Source organism: Halorubrum rutilum (assembly GCF_024494565.1).
In genome coordinates this window covers 24,162-45,920 of sequence record NZ_JANHDN010000011.1, presented here as the reverse complement: position 1 = coordinate 45,920, position 21,759 = coordinate 24,162, and the positions used below count along the sequence as shown (strand labels likewise).

The 21,759-nt window shown below is 72.1% G+C and carries 21 protein-coding genes; 8 read left to right on the top strand and 13 right to left on the bottom strand.

Annotated elements, in window-relative coordinates; translation table 11 throughout:
- Nucleotides 1-160 precede the first annotated feature (160 nt).
- From NO900_RS16665 to NO900_RS16650, 4 genes are all read left to right on the top strand, one after another.
- Nucleotides 161-760 carry a double zinc ribbon domain-containing protein gene (locus NO900_RS16665; RefSeq protein WP_256409079.1) on the top strand — a complete coding sequence of 200 codons (600 nt, stop codon included), beginning with the start codon at nt 161-163 and terminating at the stop codon, nt 758-760.
- 213 nt (nt 761-973) lie between these two features.
- Nucleotides 974-1,153 (top strand): ribbon-helix-helix domain-containing protein, encoded by a 180-nt coding sequence (locus NO900_RS16660; RefSeq protein ID WP_004595187.1) that lies wholly within the window; start codon nt 974-976, stop codon nt 1,151-1,153.
- Nucleotides 1,154-1,157: 4 nt separating this feature from the next.
- Nucleotides 1,158-2,375 carry a cell division protein FtsZ gene (gene ftsZ / locus NO900_RS16655; protein ID WP_256409078.1) on the top strand — a complete coding sequence of 406 codons (1,218 nt, stop codon included), beginning with the start codon at nt 1,158-1,160 and terminating at the stop codon, nt 2,373-2,375.
- Nucleotides 2,376-2,556: 181 nt separating this feature from the next.
- On the top strand, nt 2,557-3,606 hold the full coding sequence (locus NO900_RS16650; protein ID WP_256409077.1) for a zinc-dependent alcohol dehydrogenase: 1,050 nt from the start codon (nt 2,557-2,559) through the stop codon (nt 3,604-3,606).
- Between the two features lie 13 nt (nt 3,607-3,619).
- Here NO900_RS16650 and NO900_RS16645 read toward each other — a convergent pair whose 3' ends face one another.
- The 3 genes from NO900_RS16645 to NO900_RS16635 form a co-directional block, all read right to left on the bottom strand.
- Complete coding sequence (locus NO900_RS16645; protein WP_256409076.1) at nt 3,620-4,390, bottom strand: CDP-alcohol phosphatidyltransferase family protein; 771 nt, start codon at nt 4,388-4,390, stop codon at nt 3,620-3,622.
- Between the two features lie 146 nt (nt 4,391-4,536).
- Nucleotides 4,537-4,923, bottom strand: a complete 387-nt coding sequence (locus NO900_RS16640) for a DUF7475 family protein (RefSeq protein ID WP_256409075.1) — start codon at nt 4,921-4,923, stop codon at nt 4,537-4,539.
- Between the two features lie 63 nt (nt 4,924-4,986).
- Nucleotides 4,987-6,978: an aldo/keto reductase gene (locus NO900_RS16635; protein ID WP_256409074.1), complete on the bottom strand. Its 1,992-nt coding sequence runs from the start codon at nt 6,976-6,978 to the stop codon at nt 4,987-4,989.
- A gap of 106 nt (nt 6,979-7,084) precedes the next feature.
- Between NO900_RS16635 and NO900_RS16630 the strand changes: the two genes are divergently transcribed.
- The 3 genes from NO900_RS16630 to NO900_RS16620 are packed head-to-tail and all read left to right on the top strand — an operon-like array spanning nt 7,085 to nt 9,638.
- Nucleotides 7,085-7,462 carry a 6-pyruvoyl trahydropterin synthase family protein gene (locus tag NO900_RS16630; protein ID WP_256409073.1) on the top strand — a complete coding sequence of 126 codons (378 nt, stop codon included), beginning with the start codon at nt 7,085-7,087 and terminating at the stop codon, nt 7,460-7,462.
- On the top strand, nt 7,459-8,562 hold the full coding sequence (locus NO900_RS16625; protein WP_256409072.1) for a glycosyltransferase family 4 protein: 1,104 nt from the start codon (nt 7,459-7,461) through the stop codon (nt 8,560-8,562). Before NO900_RS16630 ends, NO900_RS16625 begins: the two co-directional genes overlap by 4 nt.
- Nucleotides 8,559-9,638: a hypothetical protein gene (locus tag NO900_RS16620; RefSeq protein WP_256409071.1), complete on the top strand. Its 1,080-nt coding sequence runs from the start codon at nt 8,559-8,561 to the stop codon at nt 9,636-9,638. Before NO900_RS16625 ends, NO900_RS16620 begins: the two co-directional genes overlap by 4 nt.
- Before the next feature lie 39 nt (nt 9,639-9,677).
- On the opposite strand, the gene ncsA is transcribed toward NO900_RS16620, so the two are convergent.
- The 5 genes from ncsA to NO900_RS16595 form a co-directional block, all read right to left on the bottom strand.
- Nucleotides 9,678-10,661 carry a tRNA 2-thiolation protein NcsA gene (ncsA, locus tag NO900_RS16615; RefSeq protein WP_256409070.1) on the bottom strand — a complete coding sequence of 328 codons (984 nt, stop codon included), beginning with the start codon at nt 10,659-10,661 and terminating at the stop codon, nt 9,678-9,680.
- A 557-nt stretch (nt 10,662-11,218) separates the two neighbouring features.
- Entirely contained in the window at nt 11,219-12,004 is a 786-nt protein-coding gene (locus NO900_RS16610; RefSeq protein WP_256409069.1) for a response regulator, read from the bottom strand.
- 96 nt (nt 12,005-12,100) lie between these two features.
- Nucleotides 12,101-13,057: an alpha/beta fold hydrolase gene (locus NO900_RS16605; protein ID WP_256409068.1), complete on the bottom strand. Its 957-nt coding sequence runs from the start codon at nt 13,055-13,057 to the stop codon at nt 12,101-12,103.
- A gap of 46 nt (nt 13,058-13,103) precedes the next feature.
- Nucleotides 13,104-14,228, bottom strand: coding sequence for a methylmalonyl Co-A mutase-associated GTPase MeaB (meaB, locus tag NO900_RS16600; RefSeq protein WP_256409067.1), 1,125 nt, complete (start codon nt 14,226-14,228; stop codon nt 13,104-13,106).
- Nucleotides 14,229-14,648, bottom strand: coding sequence for a cobalamin B12-binding domain-containing protein (locus NO900_RS16595; protein ID WP_256409066.1), 420 nt, complete (start codon nt 14,646-14,648; stop codon nt 14,229-14,231).
- Between the two features lie 90 nt (nt 14,649-14,738).
- Here NO900_RS16595 and NO900_RS16590 point away from each other — a divergent pair, with 90 nt between their 5' ends.
- On the top strand, nt 14,739-15,695 hold the full coding sequence (locus NO900_RS16590; RefSeq protein ID WP_256409065.1) for a VOC family protein: 957 nt from the start codon (nt 14,739-14,741) through the stop codon (nt 15,693-15,695).
- A gap of 47 nt (nt 15,696-15,742) precedes the next feature.
- On the opposite strand, the gene NO900_RS16585 is transcribed toward NO900_RS16590, so the two are convergent.
- From NO900_RS16585 to NO900_RS16565, 5 genes are all read right to left on the bottom strand, one after another.
- The gene (locus NO900_RS16585; protein WP_256409064.1) at nt 15,743-16,795 is read right to left on the bottom strand and encodes a sodium:calcium antiporter; all 1,053 of its coding nucleotides are present in this window, start codon (nt 16,793-16,795) and stop codon (nt 15,743-15,745) included.
- A gap of 140 nt (nt 16,796-16,935) precedes the next feature.
- Nucleotides 16,936-17,772: a phosphate ABC transporter ATP-binding protein PstB gene (pstB, locus tag NO900_RS16580; protein WP_256409063.1), complete on the bottom strand. Its 837-nt coding sequence runs from the start codon at nt 17,770-17,772 to the stop codon at nt 16,936-16,938.
- A 1-nt stretch (nt 17,773) separates the two neighbouring features.
- Nucleotides 17,774-19,540: a phosphate ABC transporter permease PstA gene (gene pstA / locus NO900_RS16575; protein WP_256409062.1), complete on the bottom strand. Its 1,767-nt coding sequence runs from the start codon at nt 19,538-19,540 to the stop codon at nt 17,774-17,776.
- Nucleotides 19,540-20,514, bottom strand: a complete 975-nt coding sequence (gene pstC, locus NO900_RS16570) for a phosphate ABC transporter permease subunit PstC (RefSeq protein WP_256409061.1) — start codon at nt 20,512-20,514, stop codon at nt 19,540-19,542. Before pstC ends, pstA begins: the two co-directional genes overlap by 1 nt.
- A 57-nt stretch (nt 20,515-20,571) precedes the next feature.
- Entirely contained in the window at nt 20,572-21,609 is a 1,038-nt protein-coding gene (locus NO900_RS16565) for a PstS family phosphate ABC transporter substrate-binding protein (RefSeq protein ID WP_256409060.1), read from the bottom strand.
- Between the last annotated feature and the right edge of the window lie 150 nt (nt 21,610-21,759).

The window sequence follows — 21,759 nt, the reverse complement described above, 5'->3', positions numbered from 1 at the left end:
CGGGCCGTATAAATCCGCGTCAGACACACGTGTGACCATATCCCACGATTTCGCCGACCGCGACGGCGCCGAGCGTTCGTTTCGAGGGACTGAAACGCCGCGGCGCCGTCGCCCGATATCGGGGGGAAGATACTTGTAGTGCGGTCGATATGGCGTCCGTATGAGCAAGATCACCTTCCGAGCCGACGACGGCCTCGTTGAGCGGCTGGAAGCGTGTGACGCCTCCAAGAGCGAGGTGATGCGGGAGGCGCTCCGCGCTCACCTCGACGACGCCGAGGCGGGGGCGACCGCCGGCGACGCGGGCCGAGACGCCGCGGACGACACGGTCGACGCCGCGCTGGCCGACCGCGTCGACGACCTCATCGCCGAGCGGCTCGACGCCGCGTTGGACGACCGACTCGGCGGTCGGCGGGGCCCGTCCGACGCGGCGTATGCGCGCGAAAACCCGGCCGAAATCAACGTGAACGTCTCTCTCGACGCTCCTGACGCCGATCCGGAGGACGCGCGTGTGACACGTGAGACGTCGGCGGACGCCGAGACGGAGTCGCGTAAGACGCCGCCGAGCGTGGGCGCGACCGAGAGCGTCTGCGGCGGCTGCGGCGAAAACGTTCCGGAGGACCACGTCTACTGCCCGAACTGCGGCGAAAAACAGTCTCACAGGGCGTTCTGCGAGTGCGGCGACGAGCTGCGAACCGACTGGGCGTTCTGCCCCGGCTGCGGCCGTCGGACGCCGGCTGCGGACGTGTTGAAGGACAGATAACGAGTTTCTGAGGCGTAAGGCTCCCGAAATTCGGCGTTTCGGATGATGTCTTACACTCGTCGGTAGTTTTATAATGATAGCCTCGGTGATTCGAACTGCGTAAGACGGTCGTCTTACAGCGACCGTCCGCGGCGGGGATGACCCCGCTGACGGGCGACCCGTCGCTGTAAGACACACGCGTCGCGTGTTCGCCGTCTTACCGGGGGAATACCAATGGAGCGTGTGACACTACGAATCCCGAAACAGCAGATCGACGAGGTCGAACAGATGGTCGAGACGGGCGAGTTCCCGAACCGGAGCGAGGCGATCCGGTCGGCCGTCCGCGACATGTTGAACGAACAGGACGGCGAGCGCGACGAGCGCGGCCGCAACCGCAACTGGGCGAAGGTGTAAACCGATGCAAGATCTCGTTCAGGACGCCCTCGACAACGCGGAGGCGGAGAAGCGCGACATGGACTCCGTCGACATGGAGGACGACGAGTTCGGGGACCCCCGAATCGTCATCGTCGGCGCCGGCGGCGCCGGCAACAACACGATCAACCGACTGTACAACATCGGCGTCGACGGCGCCGACACCGTCGCGGTCAACACGGACAAACAGCACCTCAAGATGGTCGAGGCCGACACCAAGATCCTCGTGGGCAAGTCGCTCACGCAGGGGCTCGGCGCCGGCGGCGACCCGAAGATGGGCGAGCGCGCCACCGAGATGGCGCAGGGCACGATCAAGGAGGTGCTCGGCGACGCCGACCTCGTCTTCGTCACCGCCGGGATGGGCGGCGGCACCGGCACCGGCGCGGCGCCGGTCATCTCGAAGATCGCGAAAGAGCAGGGCGCCATCGTCGTCGGGATGGTCTCGACCCCGTTCAACGTCGAGCGCGCCCGCACGGTGAAGGCCGAGGAGGGCCTGGAGACGCTCCGCAACGAGGCGGACTCCATCATCGTCCTCGACAACAACCGGCTGCTCGACTACGTGCCGAACCTGCCGATCGGGAAGGCGTTCTCCGTGATGGACCAGATCATCGCGGAGACGGTGAAGGGGATCTCCGAGACGATCACCCAGCCGAGCCTCATCAACCTAGACTACGCCGACATGTCCACGATCATGAACCAGGGCGGCGTGGCGGTCATGCTCGTCGGTGAGACCCAGGACAAGAACAAGACCCAGGAGGTGGTCAACGACGCGATGAACCACCCGCTCCTGGACGTCGACTACCGCGGCGCCTCCGGCGGGCTCGTCCACATCACGGGCGGCCCGGACCTCACGCTGAAGGAGGCCGAGGGGATCGCGAACAACATCACAGAGCGGCTGGAGGCGAGCGCCAACGTGATCTGGGGCGCCCGCATCCAGGACGAGTACAAGGGGAAGGTCCGCGTCATGGCGATCATGACGGGCGTCCAGAGCGCGCAGGTGCTCGGTCCCTCGACGCAGAAGCAGGCCGATAAGTCCCGCGCCGCGGTCGACGGCGAGGACCTCGGCGACTCGCGCTCCCGGGCCGCCGAGACGAACGGCACCGCCGGCGCGACGGCCTCCGGAGGCGCCGACGGCGGCGCCTGGGAGTCCGACGGCGGCACCGAGCCGACCGAGAAGAACAACGGCCTCGACGTCATCCGCTAGGCGTCGCCCGTCGACCGACCCGCCTCGCTTTTTCGCCGCCCGCTCCGCGCCCGACCCGCGGGACGGCGCGAGGACTTAACATCGCGCGGTCCGTGGACTGTGACGTGTCACGCCACCAGCCGAGCCGAGGCCCGCGGCGTCGCTCGGGCGTCGACCGAGACGGGACCGCGCGCGCGACGCGATGACCGACGCCGCGCTCTACTTCACCGGCCCGGAGACCGTCGAGGTCCGGGAGACGTCGGTCGGCCCGCCGGACGCGGACGAGCTCCTCGTCGACGCCCGCGCGTCGGCGATAAGCGCGGGAACGGAGCTGCTCGTGTACCGCGACCAGACGCCGGACGACCTCCCGGCCGACGAGACGCTCGACGCGCTCGACGGCGACCTCTCGTACCCCCTCCGGTACGGCTACGCCGCGAGCGGCGTGGTCAGCGAGGTCGGCGCCGACGTCGATCCGGCGTGGGTCGGTCGGTCGGTGTTCGCCTTCGTCCCCCACCAGACGCGCTTCCGCGCCACCCCCGACTCGGTGGTCGCGCTCCCGCCGGAGACGACGCCGGCGGCCGGCTCGCTGCTCCCGTCGGTCGAGACCGCGACGAACGTCGTCCTCGACGCCGCCCCCCGGCTCGGAGAGCGGGTCGTGGTGTTCGGCGCCGGCGTGATCGGCCTCTGCGTCACCCGGATCCTCTCGGCGTTCCCGCTGGAGTCGCTCGTCGTCGTCGACCCGATCGAGCGGCGCCGCGCCCTCGCCGCGGCGTTCGGCGCCGACCGGACGGCGACCCCGGCCGAACTCGGCGAGGGCGACGCGATCGGGACGACCGGTGGCGACGCCGACTCCGACCTCGGCCCCGACTCCGCCGTCGACGGCGCCGACCTCGCGATCGAGCTCTCCGGCCAGCCCGACGCGCTCGACGACGCGATCGGCGTCGTCGGCTACGACGCGCGGATCGTCGTCGGCTCGTGGTACGGGACCAAGCGCGCGCCGATCGACCTCGGCGGGCGGTTCCACCGCGACCGCATCGACATCGTCTCCAGTCAGGTGTCGACGATAAGCCCCGAGCTCCGGGGGCGCTGGGACCGCGACCGACGCATGGACGCGGCGCTCGACCGGCTGGAGCGGATCCCCGCCGACGAGCTGATCACCCACCGGATCCCCTTCGAGCGCGCGCCGGAGGCGTACGAGCTGCTCGACGCGGAGCCCGACGCGGCGGTGCAGGTGATCCTGGAGTACCCGTGAGCGCCCGCCGCGGTCACCGGCGCCGGGAGAGCCGGCCGCTGACGACGAGGTAGTCCCGCGCGAACACCGCCAGCGACGGCGCGAGGACGACGGGCGCGAGGGCCCACGCCAGCTCCGTCGGCGTCGGCGGGAGGAGCGCGACCGTCACGAAGACCATCTGCACGCCCGCGAGGTACCTGCTGAGGTCGCCGTCGGGGAGGTCGCCGACCGGGAGTCCGCGGACGCGCCGCAGCCACACCGCCCCGCGGAAGACGTACCGCGCGGCGGAGATCGAGAGGTACCAGGCCGGGAGCAGCCCCCACGACACCGCCACCAGCGGCGCGGCGACGAACCCGAACGTGTCGAACGCCATGTCGAGCCGCCGGCCGATCTCCGTCTCCCGGCCGACGGTCCGGGCGACGGCCCCGTCGAGGTTGTCGAGGACGACCCCGGCGCCGTAACACAGCGCCGGGCCCCACGCGAGCGACGTCCCCGGCGGGACGACGACGAACCCGGCGACGACGGCGTACAGCGCGCCGCGCGCGAGCGTGACCGCGTTCGCCAGACCGAGCAGCCGCCGCCAGAACCCGTCGGCGATCCCCCCCGGATCGAGCCCGTAGCCGACGTACCAGAGCTGTCCGGCCCAGCAGACGCCGGCGACGACGGCCGGGGAGAGCCCCCACCGGACCATGGCGTCCGCGGGGAACAGCCGGAACAGGAGGACGCCGAGCGCGGCCGCGGCGACGAGCGGCAGTCCGACCCCGACCCCGACGTGGACGGACCGCCGCTGGGGGGCCTCGGCCATCTACCCGTCGCCTCCCGCCGTCCCCCGAAAGACGGCGTTTACGGCGGCCTCGGGTGCGTTTACGCCGCGATCGCACGCGTTCCCGCCGCCTCCGACCGGCGCGGCGGCGAGCGAGCGTCGCGATCGGCGGTCCGGAGTCGGCACGGCTACCGCCGCAGGAGGGCGACCAGCACGGCGATCAGGACGACCTGCGCGACCTTGTCGACGGCGCCGAGGGTCCCGACGTCGCCCGGGAACGATCCGGCGCCCCCCGCGAAGTTGACGACGTACCACAGGACGATCTGGACGAGCGTGAAGGCGATCCCGACCGCGTACACCGCGCGCCGGCGGTAGTCGATCACGAGGAGGACGACGCCGCCGACGAAGCCGAGCCCCGCGAGGACGAAGCTGATCCCCAGCGGGGAGGGCGCGAAGCTGACGCCGAGGAAGAGGTGGACGGCGGCGGAGACCAGGGCCGCGACGATACCCACCCAGTGGAGGCCGTTCAGCGAGCCGATGTCGACCGTGGGCTGCTGCGTCTCGGTCGTTGCCATATCACACACATGGACTTCAGTCACATAGGAATACCGACCGATCGGCGGGCGGGCGCCGGCCCCCTACCGCTCGAAGTCGGGGTCGTGCAGGGCGTCGACGCGCGCGACCTCGTCCGCGGTCAGCCGCGCGGCTCCGGCGGCCAGGTTCGAGACGACGTGCGACTCCGTGGTGCTGGACGGGATCGGGACGACGCCCCGGGTCGCGTTCCACGCGATCACGACCTCGGCCGGCGAGAGCCCCCGGTCCGTCCCGATCGCGTTCAGGACGGGCTCGTCGAGGAGCCCGGGCGCCGACAGCGGCGAGTGCGCGACGACCCGGATCCCGCGCTCGTGGCAGAAGTCGACCAGATCGTTCCGGGGCCGGTAGGGGTGACGTTCCACCTGCACCAGGGCCGGGTCGACGTCGCCGGTCTCCAGTACCGTCTCCAGCTGCGCCCGCGAGACGTTACAGATTCCGAGCGTCCGGGCCCACCCCTTCTCGTACACGGCCTCCAGGTTCTCCCACGCGGTCGCGAGCGACACGTCGTCGGTCGCGAGCTCGCCGTCCGCGTCCTCGGGGAAGGTGAGCGCCTCCCGCCGCTCGACCGGCTCCTCGGCGAGCCGGCGCAGCTCGCCCCGGTGTTCGAGCGCCGAGGGCCAGTGGAGCGCGTAGCAGTCGAAGGCGTCGATCCCGAGCTCCTCCCGGCTGCCCGCGCAGGCGGCGAGCAGGTGCTCGCGGCGGTGGTTGGTCCGCCACGCCTTCCCGAGGAGGAACACGCCCTCGCGGTCGGGCGCGCCCGGCGCGGCGAGCAGCGCCCCGATCCGGTGTTCGTTGCCGTACAGCTCGGCGGAGTCGAGGAGGCGGTAGCCGGCGTCGAGCGCGGTCGCGATCGAGTCGGCGCGCTCGACGTACGCCCCGTCGCGGTAGCGCGAGCAGCCGAAGCCGACCGACGGAAGTCGGACCGCGGCCGCGCCCTCCCCGCTCCCCTCGCTCGTATCACGGCTGAGAGACGCCGCCGGCCGCACGACCGGCGCCGGGGGCGGGTCGGCGGTCGCCCCGCAGTCGTCGACGGGGACCGGCCCGCCCTCCTCGACGGCCGCCTCGATCGCGTTGCAGACGGCGACGACGTGGGCGCCCCGGCGGCCGCCGGCCCGCGAGGGCGACCCGGACTCGACGGACGCGGCGAGCCGCTCGACGGCGTCGACGTACTCGTACGGCTCCTCGGGGGACGCCGGCGGCGCGCTCACGTACTCCCGACCGACGCGGCCGAACCGGACGCCGTCGCGGTCGGTCGCCGTCGCGCCAGCGTCCGCCAGGTACAGCGAGCCGTCGTCGCCGTGGAGCTCCAGGCCGTAGAACTCCCGGCTCCGGTGGGGCGCGTAGAAGCTGGCCGTGAGCCTGACGGTCGGCCCCGCGGCGAACGCGAGCGCGGCCTCCACGTGGCTCGGCGCCGACGGCCGGCGCTCCTCGCGGTCGGGCCAGACGTCGAGGGCGTCGGCGACGCGGACGCGCTCGACCGGACCGAACCACGTCACCAGCAGCGCGAGCGGGTACACCGCTCCGTCGTACAGCGGCCCGATCTCCAGGAAGGAGTCGGGGCGGTCGTGCCAGTCGGTCACGCGCCCGACGTGGGCGTGGGCGTACCCCAGTCTCACCGGACCGAGCCGGCCGTCCGCGAGGAGCCGACCCGCCCGGCGCTGCGAGGGCGCCCGCGGCGTCCCGGGCGCGCAGCCGAGCGCGAGGCCGCGGTCGCGGGCGAGCCCCACCAGCGCCCGCGCCTCGTCGGCGTCGAGCGCGAGCGGCTTCTGCGAGTAGACGTGGCGGTCGGCCTCCAGCGCGGTCCGCGTCACCGGCGCGTGGGCGGCGTGGCTCGTCAGGTTCACCACGAGCGGCGCGTCGACCGCGGCGAGCGCCGCCTCCAGGTCGGTGAACGACGGGCAGTCGCGGTCCGCGGCGAGCGCCGCGGCGCGGTCGGCGTCGAGGTCGACGACGCCGGCGAGCGACAGCGGGCCCGCCGACAGGCCGGCGGCGTACTCCGACGCGATCGATCCGGCCCCGACGAACAGGCAGTTCACGGTCGTATCGAGGCGGGAAGACGTATAGGTGTCCCGGCGACCGCGACCGGACGGCGCGACCGCGACGCCCTCCGGATTTAGGTGCGTCGCGCCCGTGGATCGGTCCATGTACGCGACGACGGTGCTGACGGAGTTCGTGGCCCAGCACTACCTCACGGTCGTCGACGAGGGGCCGGAGAGCGTCCCGCACTCCCACCGCTTCGAGGTGGAGCTGACGTTCCGCGGCCCCGAGCTGAACGCCCACGACTACCTCGTCGACATCGACGACGCCGAGGCGGCGCTCGCCGACCTCGCCGACCGCTACCGCGACGAGCTGCTGAACGACCTGCCCGAGTTCGAGGGGGACAACCCCAGCGTCGAGCGCTTCGCCCGCGTGATCTTCGATCGCGTGACCGACGCGGTGACCGACGAGACCGTGACGGAGCTGGCCGTGACCGTCTGGGAGGACGAGACGGCCGCCGCGACGTACGACGCGCCGGTATGAGGGTCGGCCTCGCGCTGTACGGGAGCCTCGACGAGCGGTCGGGAGGATTCCGCTACGACCGGAAGCTGGTCGAGGGGCTCCGGGCCGCCGGCGACGCCGTCGAGATCGTCGAGCTCCCGTGGCGATCGTACCCGCGCGGGCTGCTCGACAACGCCAGCCCGGCGCTCCGCGACCGGCTCCGCGTCGACGTCGACGTGATGTTGCAGGACGAGCTCGCGCACCCCTCGCTGGTCCTCGCCAACCGCGACCTGCCGTACCCGGTCGTGAGCGTCGTCCACCACCTGCGCGCGAGCGAGCCCCGGCGCCTCTCGCCGCTGTACCGCGCCGTCGAGCGCCGATACCTCGCGACGGTCGACGGCGTCGTCTGCAACAGCGCGGCGACCCGCGACGCCGTCGCGGAACTCGGCGTCGATCCGGAGGCGACCGTCGTCGCCCCGCCCGCCGGCGACCGGTTCGACCCCGCGGTCGACGACGCCGCGATCGCGGCGCGGGCCGCCGCGCTCGGCGAGTCCGACCCCCTCCGGGTCGCGTTCGTCGGCAACGTCGGACCGCGGAAGGGGCTGGACACGCTCGTCGAGGGGGTGGCGCTCGCCGACGCCGCCGTCGACCTCACCGTCGTCGGCCGCGCGGTCGACGAGAGTCACGTCGCCGACGTCGAGCGACTGGTGCGGGAGCGCGGGCTCGGCGACCGCGTGCGCTTCGCCGGCCGGCTGTCGGACGCCGCGCTGGCCGACGTCCTCCGCGAGAGCCACGTCCTCGCTGTCCCCTCGCGCTACGAGGGGTTCGGGATCGTCTACCTGGAGGGGATGAGCTTCGGCCTCCCGGCGATCGCCTCGCGCGCCGGCGGCGCGGCGGAGACCGTCACGGACGGCGAGACGGGCGCCCTCGTCGACCCGGACGACCCGGCCGCCGTCGCCCGCGCGCTCGACGGGTTCGCGGCCGACCCCGACCGGCTCGCCGAGATGGGCCGCGCCGCCAGGCGCCGGTACGAGCGCCACCCGGATTGGGCGGAGTCGACCGCGCGCGTCCGCCGGCTGCTCGCCGAGGTCGCCGGCGCCGACGACGCCCCTCACGCGCCCGATCCGGAGGTGGCGACGTGACGGGAGAGGGCGCCGGGTCCGGCGACGACGCGCCCGACGGCGACGCCATCGCCGCCGACACCGCCGCGTTCCGGCGGTACCTCCGCGCGAAGCGGCCCGTCGACGACCGGGCGCTGGACCGGCGGCTCGTCGGGCTCCTCCGCGAGCGGCTGACGGCGCGCGCCGCCGAGGGGAACGGCCCCCTCCGCGCGCTGGAGGCCGGGGCCGGGGTCGGGACGATGGTCGCCCGGCTGATCGACTGGGAGGTGCTCCCGCCGGGCGAGACGCGGTACGTCGCCGTCGACCGCGACGCGGAGGCGCTCGCCGGGGTCGAGCCGTTCCTCCGGGAGTGGGCGGCGAGTAGGGAGGAACCGGCGTCCGTCGACGACGCCGACGGCGACGCGCTCGTCGTCGAGACCGACGCGCGCACCGTCGCGGTCGAGCCGGTCGCCGCCGACGCGGTCGCGCACGCCGCGGAGCGACCGGGGGAGTTCGACGCGCTGATCGGGATGGCGCTGCTCGACGTGCTCGACCTCGACGGGCTCGACGCCCTGCTCGGCGCGCTCGCGCCCGGCGGGACGTACTACTTCCCGATCACGTTCGACGGCGGGACGCGCTTTCGCCCGGCGCACCCCGACGACGAGGCGATCGAGCGGCGCTACCACCGGCACATGGACGGGAAACCGGGCGGGAACAGCCGCGCCGGCGGCGAGGCGCTCGCGCGGCTGCGCGAGGCGGACGGCTCGACGCTCCTCGGCGTCGCCGGCTCCGACTGGGTCGTGCGCCCGGTCGACGACGAGGGCGGTCGTCCGGACGACGACGAGGGCGGTCGTCCGGGCGACGGAGCCGGCTACCCGGGCGACGAGGCGTTCTTCCTCCGACACATCCTCGACACCGTGGAGGCGGCGGTCGGCGAGGTGATCGCGGTCGACGGGGACGCCGCCGGTGAGGTGGTCGTCGACGGGGACGCCGCCGGCGTGTCGGCCGCCGACCTCGACGCGTGGCTCGAAACCCGCCGCGAGCAGGTCGATTCCGGCGAGCTCGTCTACCTCACCCACCAGCTCGACCTGCTCGGGCGCGTCGACGGTGACGCCTGACCGCCGCCGGTCGGGCGGTTCACCCGGCCGGCGTCGAGGTCAGGTCGCCGCCTCGATCGAGTCGAGCAGGCGACACTTCCGACAGACGTCGCGGCTCGTCTTCGAGCCGCAGCGCTCGCACTCCCCGAGGTCGGGCGAGTCGTCGGCGGCGTCGCCGCCCTCGCGGTACGCCTCTGCCGCGAGCGCGGAGAGCTCCTCGTAGCCGGCCATGATCGAGTGGCGGGCGCCGGGGTGGTTCGCCTCCAGCTCGTGGATCGTCGACTGGATCTCGTCGCGGTACGCCTCCGACGAGTGGGGACATTCGGCCATGTGGGTCGGGAGATCGCGGACGTGGCAGTAGAGGGCGACCTCCTTCTCGGGCACGTCGCGGAGGGGCTTGGCGCGCGGGACGAACGCGTCCGTCTCCTCCCGCTCGTCGAAGGGGCCGAGCGAGGCGTCGAAGTGTTTCGCCACCTGTCGCACGTCGCCTTCGAGGAAGTTCATCATCGCCGTCTGCGCCTCGTCGTCGAGGTTGTGACCGGTGAGCAGCTTGTCGGCGTCGAACTCGGCGGCGTACGCTTCGAGGAGGTCGCGCCGGAACACGCCGCAGTACGCGCAGGCGGCCATGTCCTCCGGGTCGCTCTCGACGACGTCGTCCATCCGCACGTCGAACTCCTCCTCGTAGGAGACGACCTCGTGGCGCAGCGAGAGGTCTTCGGCGAGCTCGACGCAGGCGTCGAGGCTCTCGTCGCGGTACCCCTCGATCCCCTCGTGGATCGTCAGCGCGAGCATCTCGACGCGGGGGTCCTCGCCGAACACGTCGTCGAGAATCCGCGTCAGCGCGACGCTGTCCTTCCCGCCCGAGAGGCCGATCACCCAGCGGTCGGGATCCTCGGGTGTCGCGTCCGGGTCGAGGAGGGCGTCCTCGCGGATCCGGCGCTTCACGCGCTTCTCGACCGACCGGCGGAGGTGGTGGCCGCAGAGGTGCGCCCCGGAGTAGGCGGCGTGGTGGACGGCGTCGGCCCCGCACTTGTCGCACTCCATCGGTGTCGGGTTGCGGACGCGCGCGGATACCCGTTTCGGGCCGCATACGTGAGAATGGTATCGAGACTGAGTGGGAGCGACATCGACGCGAACGCCCCCGAAGCTCCGACCGCTCGGTGATAGATACCAGACCGTGAGTCGACGGGTAATTCCTCCAGAGCTTCAGCCCCTCGGCCGTACGTGATCGTCGAGATTGAGACCAACCACAAAGCCCCAGCCGTGAGGCGGGCACACGCTCGCTGCGCGCTTCAGTCGCTCGCGGGGCTCGCTCCTTGCAGTGCTTCCGTCGCCTGTGCCCGCCTCACGGCTGCCCCTTTGAGTCCCGTCCGACCGCACAGCGACCGCACCTCACGCCTCCCCAGCCTCGCGGCTCCCTTCGGTCGCCGCGTCCCTCGCGCGTGCTCCTCGCGCCCGATGGGCGCTCGGAGGCACGCGCCACCGTAATTAGCGTCAGGAAGCGTCCACTGTCGACGACCCCGGGCGCGCTGCCGTCGGTTCCGACACGGGCTTGTCGTCGTCGAAGAGTTCCCCCGGAACGCGACTAATTCGCCACCGCCTCAGTCGCTCGCGGCCCGTCCGCCGGCGACCTCGTCGAACGGGGACACCGAGATGACGAGCCGGCCGTCGCCCGCCGCGCTCACCAGCTTCGACTCGGTGAACGTCGTCCCGTCGGCGCGGAGCCCCTCGCTCGTCCCGGTCCACCGCTCGCCCTCCATCACCGCCGGGATGACGTGCGTCCGGATGTGTTCGACCTCCTCGTCCGGGTGGAGGCGCTGCCAGCGCTCGCCGACGAGCTCGTCCGGCTCGTAGCCGTACAGCCGCCCGTACTCATCGCCGACGAACTCGAAGGTCCCGTCGGGCGCGACCGTACAGACCCCGTCGAGCGCGACGTCGGCCGCGGGGTCGACGGCCGCGGCCGACTCGCCCTCGTCGCCCGCCCCGAAGCTCCCGCCGTCGCCGTCGATCGCGTGTCCGACGCGGCGCAGGAGCGCGGTGTACCCGTCGACGCCGCCGCGCTTGGCGACGTAGTCGCTGACGCCCGCGCGGACCATCTCGGCCGCGATGGCGTCCGGCTCGGTCGCGGAGAAGAGGAGGAAGGGGAGGTCGGGCTCGCTCTCGCGCGCCGCCGAGAGGAGCTCGATCCCGGTGCGGCCGGGCATGTCGTAGTCGCTCACGACGCAGTCGAACGCCTCGCGCTCGATGCGGTCCAGCGCCGCCTCCGGGTCGGTCTCGGCGACGGCCTCGCAGCCGATCCCGTCGTCGCGTTCGAGGTACGCGGCGACGAGGGCCGCGAGCCCCGGCTCGTCGTCGACGCAGAGCACTCGAAGCGATGAGTCGGTCATGGCTCGGAGTCGCCGGTTCCGGAATAAACCGGTTACCCCGCGATACTCAGCGCTGATACTCGCGCGCCGGACGCCGGACCCTACGGGATGCCCGCCTCAGGCGGTCGCGCCCGCGACGAGGCTCTCCCGCACCGTCTCGACGAACCGGTCCGGGTGTTCGACGTGCGGGAGCAGTCGCGCGCGGTCGAAGACGACGAGGCGCGCGTCGGCCGCGTCGGCCAGCTCGCGGCCCTCGGAGAGGGGGCTCACCTCGGCCTCGCGCCCCCAGACGACCGTCGGCGGCACGTCGAGGTCGGCGAGCGCGGCCGCGAGGTCCAGGTCGCTGTTGAGGTAGCCGGAAACGAACGAGGCCGGCGCGAACCGGGCGTTCTCGACGTGGGTCGTCCGCCACTCGTAGTCGGTCCACTCCTCGCTCGGGTTCGTCGGGTCGTCGTAGCCGTGGTCGGCGTTGAAGTAGCGGATCGACGGCTTCGACGCGATGACGTTGAAGAGGGCGTCGCCGATCAGCGGCGACCGGAGCAGCTCGCGGAGCCACGACTTCGGCGGGCTCGGTCCCGCGGTGCTCGTCGGACAGACCCCGACGAAGCCGCGCACGTCGACCGCGTCGCTTCCGGACCCGTCCCCGGTCGCCGCGGCGGCGGCGTACGCGGCCGACAGCGACGAGGCGACGACGGCCGGCTCGTGGAGGTCGGCGAGGAAGTCGCGGACGAAGTCCTCGTACAGCGCCGCGGAGTACCGGAGCGGCGGCCGGTCGGAGCGGCCGTACCCCGGGAAGTCGGGCGCGATCACGTGGTAGTCGGCCGCCAGGTCGTCGAACACCGCGCGCCACTCGCCCGAGGAGCCGGCGGCGTTGATCCCGTGGAGCAGCGCGAGGTCCGGGTCGTCGGGGTCGCCCGCCTCGGTGAACGCGACGTCCATCCCGCGCCAGCGGAAGACGCCGTCGTCGCCGTCGAGCGGGGCCTCCAGCTCGCCCTCGTAGCGGAGTCCGGTGTTGACCGCGGCGAGCGCGCCGACGCCGAGGAGGGCGGTCCCGGCGAGGTTCCTGAGCTTCATGGAAACCTGTTGGTCCGCGGGCGACTTATACCTCGTGGCGGAGGGGTCACTCCCCGTCCGGCTCGACGCAGTCGACGATGGGGGCGACGACCTCGGCGGCGACGCTGTACGGGTCGGTCTCGCGTCTCCGGACCGCCTCGGCGAGCCGGTCGATCCCGCCGCGGCGCTCGATCTCGCCGGCCGCGAGCGCGCCCACGTCCGAGCGCACGAGCGTCCGGATCTCCTCGGCGTAGCGCCGGCGCTCCGTCGCCTCGATCTCGCCCGACTCCCGGAGGTGCGCGGCGTGGGCGTCGAACGCCGCGATCAGCTCGTCGACGCCCTCGCCCGTGTTCGCGACGGTCCGGAGCACCTCGGGGGTCCACTCGGGGGAGCCCGAACTGTCCTCCGCGTCCGAATCGTCCGAATCCTCCGGGTCGTCCGGATGCTCCGGCGCGTCGAACCCGTGGTGGCCCGTTTCGAGCCCCTTCGTGGGCCCCTCCCGCCGGTGGACCATCTCCTCCAACTCGGCGAGGGTGCGCTCCGCGCCGTCCATGTCGGCCTTGTTGACGACGAACACGTCGCCGATCTCCAGGATGCCGGCCTTCAGCGTCTGCACGTCGTCGCCGGAGCCGGGCTGGACGAGCACCGCCACCGTGTCGGCGGTGCGGACCACGTCGACCTCGTTCTGCCCCGCGCCGACCGTCTCGATGATCACGGCGTCCTTCCCGAAGGCGTCGAGCGCCTTCACGGCGTCCGCCGTCGCCATCGAGAGCCCGCCGAGCTGGCCGCGCGCGCTCATCGACCGGAAGAACACGTCCATGTCGCCGACGTTCGACCCCATGCGGATCCGGTCGCCGAGCACGGCGCCGCCGGTGTACGGCGAGGAGGGGTCGACGGCGACGACGCCGACGGTGTCGCCGCGCTCGCGGTAGGCGGCCGCCAGCTTGTCGACGAGCGTCGACTTCCCCGCGCCGGGCGAGCCCGTGATCCCGATCACGTCGGCGCCGCCGGTGTGCCCGTGGAGCGCGGAGACGATCGCCCGGTGGCCCGCCGCGCGGTCCTCGATCCGCGTGATGACCCGGGCGAGCGCCCGGTGGCTCCCGGCGAGCAGCTCCTCGACGAGCTCGGCGTCGCGGTCGCTCAGCTCCGGGGCCCGCGCCGTCGACTCCTCGTCGGGGGTCGGCCCGCCCATCTACGCCCGCTCCGGCACGTTGTCCCGGATGAACTCGATCGTCTCCTCCATCGGCGTGCCGGGGCCGAACACCTCGGCGACGCCGAGCGACTTGAGCTCGTCCTCGTCGTCGTCGGGGATGATCCCGCCCACCAGGATGAGGGTGTCCTCGAACGCGTCGTACTCCTTGAGCCCCTCGATCACCTTCGGCACGAGGGTGTTGTGGGCGCCCGAGAGGATCGAGATGCCGAGCACGTCGACGTCCTCCTGGACCGCCGCCTGCACGATGTCCTCGGGCGCGCGGTGGAGCCCGGAGTAGACGACCTCGAAGCCGGCGTCGCGGAACGCCCGCGCGATCACGTGTGCGCCCCGGTCGTGGCCGTCGAGGCCGACCTTCGCCACCAGACACCGGATGGCCCGCTCCTCCTGTTCGACGCTCATGTCGGGTACTGCGTCGCCCCGCCGTTTGACTCTAACGGACGATCGGGTGGGATCGACGCGTTGAACGCGCGGGCGCCCCTCGACGGGGGTATGCCCGACGACCCTCGCGTCGACCGCCCCGACGCCGACCGATCCGCGAGCGACCGCCTCCCCGCCGACACGCGGATCGGCCGCGTCGCGCTCCGCGTCGCCGACCTCGACGAGACGACCGCCTTCTACCGCGACGTCGTCGGCCTCGCCGTCCTCGACCGCGACGGCGACGCGGCCGTCCTCGGCGTCGACGGCGCGGAGGCCGCGGGGCGCGAGGCCGTTCCCCTGCTCGCCCTTCGCCGCGACCCGGACCGCCCAGAGCGCGGCCCAACCGAGGCCGGCCTCTTTCACGTCGCGTTCCGGGTCCCCTCTCGGGCCGCGCTCGGCGGGGCGCTGGGCCGGGTGCGCGAGCGCTGGCGGCTCGACGGCGCGTCCGACCACCTCGTCAGCGAGGCGCTGTACCTCGACGACCCGGAGGGGAACGGGGTGGAGATCTACCGCGACCGCCCCCGCGAGGAGTGGCCGGTCGACGACGACGGGACGCCTCGGATGGCGACCGAGCCGCTCGACGTCGAGGGCGTCGCGGCGGCCGCGGGGGCGGCCGACGCGGGCGACGCCCCCGCCGACCCCTCGCCCGTCGACCGCGTCCCGTCCGGCACCGACGTCGGCCACGTCCACCTCGAAGCGACGTCGCTGTCGGCGTTCGAAGCCGTCTACGTCGACGGGATCGGCTTCGAGGTCGGCGAGGCCGGCCCGGACGTCCGGTTCGTCGCGGCCGGCGGCTACCACCACCACCTCGCCGCGAACGCGTGGCGGGGGCGGACGACGCCGGCCGCGGGCCGCGGGCTCGCGTGGTTCGAGGTCGTGGTTCCCGACGCCGCCGCGCTCGACGCGGTCCGGACTCGGCTGGAGGCGGTCGCGGCCGGCGGCGACGTCGACGTCGCGGTCGCAGAGCGGGAGGGCGGAGTCGCCGTCACCGACGCCGACGGGATCGAGGTCTGGATCCGGACGGAGTAGCGGCGGGCCGGGGACTCGGTCGCGCCACCGATCGAGTCACCGCCGGCTCACCCGACGATCGTCCGGAGCGTCGACTCGGTCAACAGGGTGGTGATCCCGAGCGCCTCGGTCGTCATCCAGCCGAGGAAGGCCGCGTACATCGCGAGGAAGGCGTACCCCTCCTCGGTGGTGATCTCGAAGTCCGTCGCGGCCATCACCACGACGACGAGGGTGGTGTAAAACAGGAACAGCATGAGGGGGACCGAGGTGAGGAACCCGATCGAGACGCCGCCGGCGAGGATGACGCCGATTGGCAGCGCGGCGACGAGGTTGAACGTGTTCGTCCCGAAGACGTTGGCGACCGCGGCCCGCTTGTCGCCGGCCTTGCCCATCTTCACGCCGACGAGGAGGTCCGGGAACGAGCTCATCACCGACAGCACGGTGACGGACATCAGGAACGGCGGCGCGCCCAGCGCCTCGGAGGCTTCGAGCGTCATCCCGATCATCGACTCGACGCCGACGAGCACGACGGCCAGCCCGGCCGCGAACAGCCCGACCTGCTTCGGGACGTTCGTCGACTCGGCCTTCTTGCGCGCCGACGCGCCGCTCTTCCCGCCGACGAGCAGGATGACGTACACGCCGTACAGCACCAGCAGTCCGACGCCCATCTGCGGCGTGATCCGCGCGAGCTCCCGCCCGTCGGTGCCGAGGACGCCCAGGGCGATCACGCCGAAGAGCGCGAGGACGGCGACCATGTAGAAGATGGCGTCGCGGTAGACGATCCCCTGCGTCGTCGTGGTGTCGCCGCTCGTGACGGCGACGGCCGCGGGGATGACCAAGATGTTGAACACCGCGGTGCCGATGAGCGCGCCGGCGCCGACGCCGAACTCGCCGAGGACCAGCACGGAGATCACGATGATCGCGAGCTCGGGGAACGAGGTCGCGGCCGCGACGATCAGCCCGCCCTGGATCGCCTGCGAGACGCCGAAGTGGTCGCTGATCTTCGACGTCGTCGACTCGACGACGTTCGCGCCCTTCCAGGTCAGGAGGAACCCGACGACGCCGATCGGGATCCAGACGAACAGCGACTGATCGCCGATGAGCTCCCCGAGTAACGTCACGGTGGAGGATGCGCGCGGAACCGATTAGTGGTTCCGGAAGCGGGCGCTCCGGCCCGCCCCTCACGCGCCGGTCCGCACCGCCCGCCGTCGAACGGTCCGGACCGCTCGCCGCGGAGCGAGCGGCGGGCGACGCGGGGCGCCTACCCGAACTTCCCCGTGATGTAGTCCTCGACGCGCTGCTCTTCCGGATCCTCGAAGATCTTGGTGGTGTCGTCGTACTCGACCAGCTCGCCGCCGGTGAGGAACACCGCGGTCCGGTCGGAGATGCGGGCCGCCTGCTGCATGTTGTGCGTGACGATGATGACGGTGTACTCCTCCGCGAGGTCGTCGATGAGGTCCTCGATCTTCGAGGCCGCGACGGGGTCGAGCGCCGAGGTCGGCTCGTCCATCAGGATGACCTCCGGGTCGGGCGCGATGGCGCGGGCGATACAGAGCCGCTGCTGTTGCCCGCCCGACAGTTCGAGCCCCGAGGAGTCGAGCTGGTCTTTCACCTCGTCCCACAGCGCGGCGCCCTTCAGCGACTCCTCGACGCGCTCGTCGACGTCGCCCTCGTACCCCTGGATCTTCAGGCCGTACGCGACGTTGTCCCGGATCGACTTCGGGAAGGGGTTCGGCTTCTGGAACACCATCCCGATCTTCCGGCGTAAGGCGACCGGGTCGACGTCGTCGTCGTACACGTTCTTGCCGCCGAACTCGACGTCGCCCTCGACGCGGCAGATCTCGATCATGTCGTTCATCCGGTTGATACACCGGAGGAACGTCGACTTGCCGCAGCCCGACGGCCCGATCAGCGCGGTGACGCGCTTCTCGGGGATCTCCATCGTCACGTCGTCGATCGCCTGCTCGTCGCCGTAGTAGACGTCGAGGTTCCGCGCCGCCACCGCGGTGCCGGCGTCGGCGAGCGGCGCCCGTCCGTCGTCCGTTTCCGCCTGTACCTCCGTCGTGATCAGCGAGTCGTCTGATGTCGTGTTACTCATGTTAGCTCCCCCGCTCCGCGCGGTTCCGCAGCAGTATCGCCGTCCCGTTCATGCCGACGAGGATGATCAGCAGCGTGATGACGCCCGCGGCGACGACGCCGTACCGGAAGTCGGCCTGCGGGAAGCCGGCCCACGTGTAGATCTGCATCGGCATCGCGCTGAACCGGCTGAAGAGGCTGTCCGGCGCCCTGAACACCGTCGTCGCCGCGCCGATCATGATGAGCGGCGCGGTCTCGCCGATGGCCCGCCCGAGCGCGAGGATCGTCCCGGTGAGGATCCCCGGCATCGCCTCGGGCAGCACCACGTTCTTCGTCGTCTGCCAGCGCGTCGCGCCCATGGCGTCCGAGCCCCGCCGGAGGTCGTCCGGCACCGACCGGATCGCCTCCTGTGCCGAGATGATCGTGATCGGCAGGATGAGCAGCGACAGCGTCAGCGCCGCGGTCACCGCCGTCCCGATCCCGAGGCCGAGGAGGTTCGCGAACAGCCCGAGGCCGAGGAGGCCGTAGACGACCGACGGCACCGCCGCGAGGTTCGCGACGTTGACCTGCAGGATCCGCGTCAGGGTACCGAGCGGCCCGCTCTCCGGCGTGTACTCCTCCAGGAATACGGAGGTGCCGACGCCGAGCGCGAACGACAGCACCGCGACCATCGCGATGATGATGACGGAGCCGACGATGGCCGGGTAGAGCCCCGCCTCGGTCGGCGTTCGGGAGGGCGCCTCCGTGAGGTACGACGGGTCGAGCCACGGGTCGGGCGCCGGGACGCCCCACGCCTCGACGATCAGCGCTCCGGCGACCACGCCCGCGGCGAGCAGCAGCGGGAGCCCCAGCCCGACGAGGCCCTCCCCGCTGTCGACCACGCGGGAGACGTAGACCGCGGTCGGCACGCCAGTCAGGACGAGCACGAGGAGGACCGTGGGGGCCGGCAGCCCGGCGCCCGCGGCCAGGAACCCGCCGGCGGTCGCGACGGCGAGCGGAACGCCGCCGGCGACCGCCGCGGCGGTCCGGCCCCGACGGTCGGCGACGAGGAACGCCCCCGCGGCCGCGACCGGGACCGCGATCGTCCAGAGGTAGATGACGAGGTCCGACGGGAACACCGGGACCACGCCGCGGAGGAACACCGCGGCGACCAGCCCGACGAGCCCGACCGGCGCCGCCGCGGTCTGCGCGCGCGACGACGACCGACCCCGCCCGAGCGCGTACAGCCCGACGGCCGGCAGGATCCCGAGCGTGTACGCGAGGAACCACACGAGCGGGTCGAGCACCAGGAACAGGGTGCCGACCGCGAGCCCGATCGCGACGCCGCCGATCAGCCGCCCGAGGAGCCCGAAGCCGACCGCGCCGACGCGGCCGCGGCTCCCGACGTACGCGAGGTACGCCGCGACGGGCCCGGCGACGACGAAGAGGTACGCGAGCTGCCAGTTGAGTCGCGGGATCGGGGCGACGAGCGCCTCGACCGCGGTGAAAAGCACCGCGACGGCGACGAGGCCGCCGCCGAGCGCGCCGAGCGAGCGCCGGGTGACGTCGGGGTCGCTCGCGCTGAACAGGCAGAACGCGAGGAACGGGACGACCAGCGTGAGGAAGTACGTCAGCAGCCACTCGGGGCTGGCGTTCGCCAGGTCGAAGGCGTCGATCGCGACGTACACCAAGAGGACGCCGAGCGCGACGAGGCCGAACACGCTCGCGCCGAACGAGAGGTACTCGAAGGCGATCCCCCTGACCCGGCTGACCTCGCCGAAGCCGTCGGCGTTCGGGTTCTCGGTCGCCATCAGTACTCCTCCCGGTAGCGTTCCGCGATGATGTCGCTTATCACGTTCATGACGAGGGTGACCGCGAACAGCGCGAGACCGAGCGCGAACATGGAGTTGTACGGGAGCGTGCCGCCGGTGAGGTCGCCCCCGGTGATCTGGACCATCGCGACGGTGATGGTCATCCCGGACTCCAACAGGATGTCGGCGGGGTCGACGAACGGGATCCCGAACAGCGCCCGCTGGACCTCCGGCATCCGCGCCTGCGCGCCCATCGCGACGACGACGATCATCGTCTCGCCGACGGCGCGGGAGACGGCGAGGATGTACGAGGAGGCGATCCCGGAGATCGACGCCGGAACGACGATCCCGGTCGACACCTCGAACTTGGTCGCGCCGAGCCCGTAGCCGGCCTGTCGGAGCTGGTCCGGCACCGCGCTCATGGCGTCCTCGGAGATCGACGACACCATCGGGATCGTCATGATCCCGACCATGATCGACGCCGAGAGCGCGTTGAACGTGCTCATCTCGGGGAACAGCGTCGCCTTCAGTGCCGGGGTGACGTACACCAGCGCGAAGTAGCCGTAGACGACGGTCGGGATGCCGGCCAGGATCTCCAACAGCGGCTTCAGGATCGACCGGGCGTTCGGGGTCGCGTACTCGCTGAGGTAGATCGCGGTGAGCGTCCCGATCGGGATCGAGATGAACGCCGCGGTGACCGTCACGGTGATCGTCCCGATCAGCAGCGGGATGATGCCGAACGCCTGCCCCCCGCCGGCCGGGTTCGGGCTCCAGTTGGTGCCGGTGAGGAACTCGGCGACGGGGATCGACCGGAAGAACACCACCGCGTCCGACAGGAGCGTGACGAAGATCGCGACGGTCGTGAGCAGGGTGATCGCCGCGCACGCCGCGAACAGCCCGCCGTAGGTTCCCTCCTTCAGTCGTGTGAGCCCGCCCCGCCGGGACAGGTCGGGACTCTCTGTGCTGTCAGTCACGAACGGTGAGGTATCGAACGCTGTCGTAAATCAATACACCGGTTCATTCCGGGGGCGCTACCCCTGGGCCCGCTCGATCGCGTCTTCGAGCTTCCCCATCTGCTCCTCCTGCGTCTCCTCGGTGGCGGGGACGTAGCCGACGTCGCCCGCGACGAGCTCCTCGTTGGTCGTCTGCTCGACGAAGTAGCGGGCGAACTCCGCGATGTGCTCCTCGGCGAGCGAGGAGATCGACGGGTACGTGAACAGCGGCCGCGAGAGGGGCGTGTACTCGCCCGAGGAGGCCGTTTCGAGGCTCGGCTCGACCGGGCCGTCCCCGTCGTCGATCCCGAGCGCCTTCAGCTGGTCGGGGTTCTGGAAGTAGTACGCGAAGCCGAAGTAGCCGATCGCGTACTCGCTGCCGGCGACGCCCTGCGCGATCGTGTTGTCCTGCTCGGTCGCCTGGTAGTCGCTGGTGTGGCCCTCCTCGCCGAGGATCGCCTCGATGAAGTAGTCGTACGTGCCGGAGGTGTCGGCGGCGCCGAACCGCTCGATCTCCTCGTTGGGGAACTCGTCGCGGACCTCGTCCCAGGTCTGTGCGGGGTCGGACCGCCAGATCTGCGCGAGCTCGTCGGTCGTGAGCGAGTCGACCCAGTCGGCCTCGGGGTTGACGACGACCGTGACCGCGTCGGTCGCCGCGATCAGCTCCACGTACTCGACGCCGTTCTCCTCGCACAGCTCCTCCTCCTCGGGCTGAATCGGGCGGCTGGCGTTGTTGAAATCCGTGTCGCCCGTACAGAAGAAGTTCGAGAAGCCGCCGCCGGACCCCGTCGAGCTGATGTCGGGGTCGACGCCCGGGTGCATCTCGGCGAAGTCCTCCATGACCGCGCTCATCAGCGGGAACACCGTGCTCGACCCCGCGATGTTGATCGGGCCGGAGAGCTCCCCGCTCCCACCGTCGGCGCCGTCCCCGGAGCCGCCGTCGGAGCCGTCTCCGGAGCCGCCGTCACCGCCGCTCTGCGTACAGCCGGCGAGCGCCAGCGCGCCCGCCCCGCCGAGCGCCGCGAGCGATTGCCGCCGCGTGATCCCCGTCGCGTCCGTGTCGTGGCTGGATGCCATTACCAGTCGATCGGCGAGTTTCGGTTAAGTAGTATGCTATGATGGGTACGGTCCGAGGGGTACCGCTCGGGTGCGCTATATACGCTATATAGATCGGTCGGCGAGCTCCCCGCGAGTGCTCGTCGGGGACCGAGCGCGGACGCGAACCGG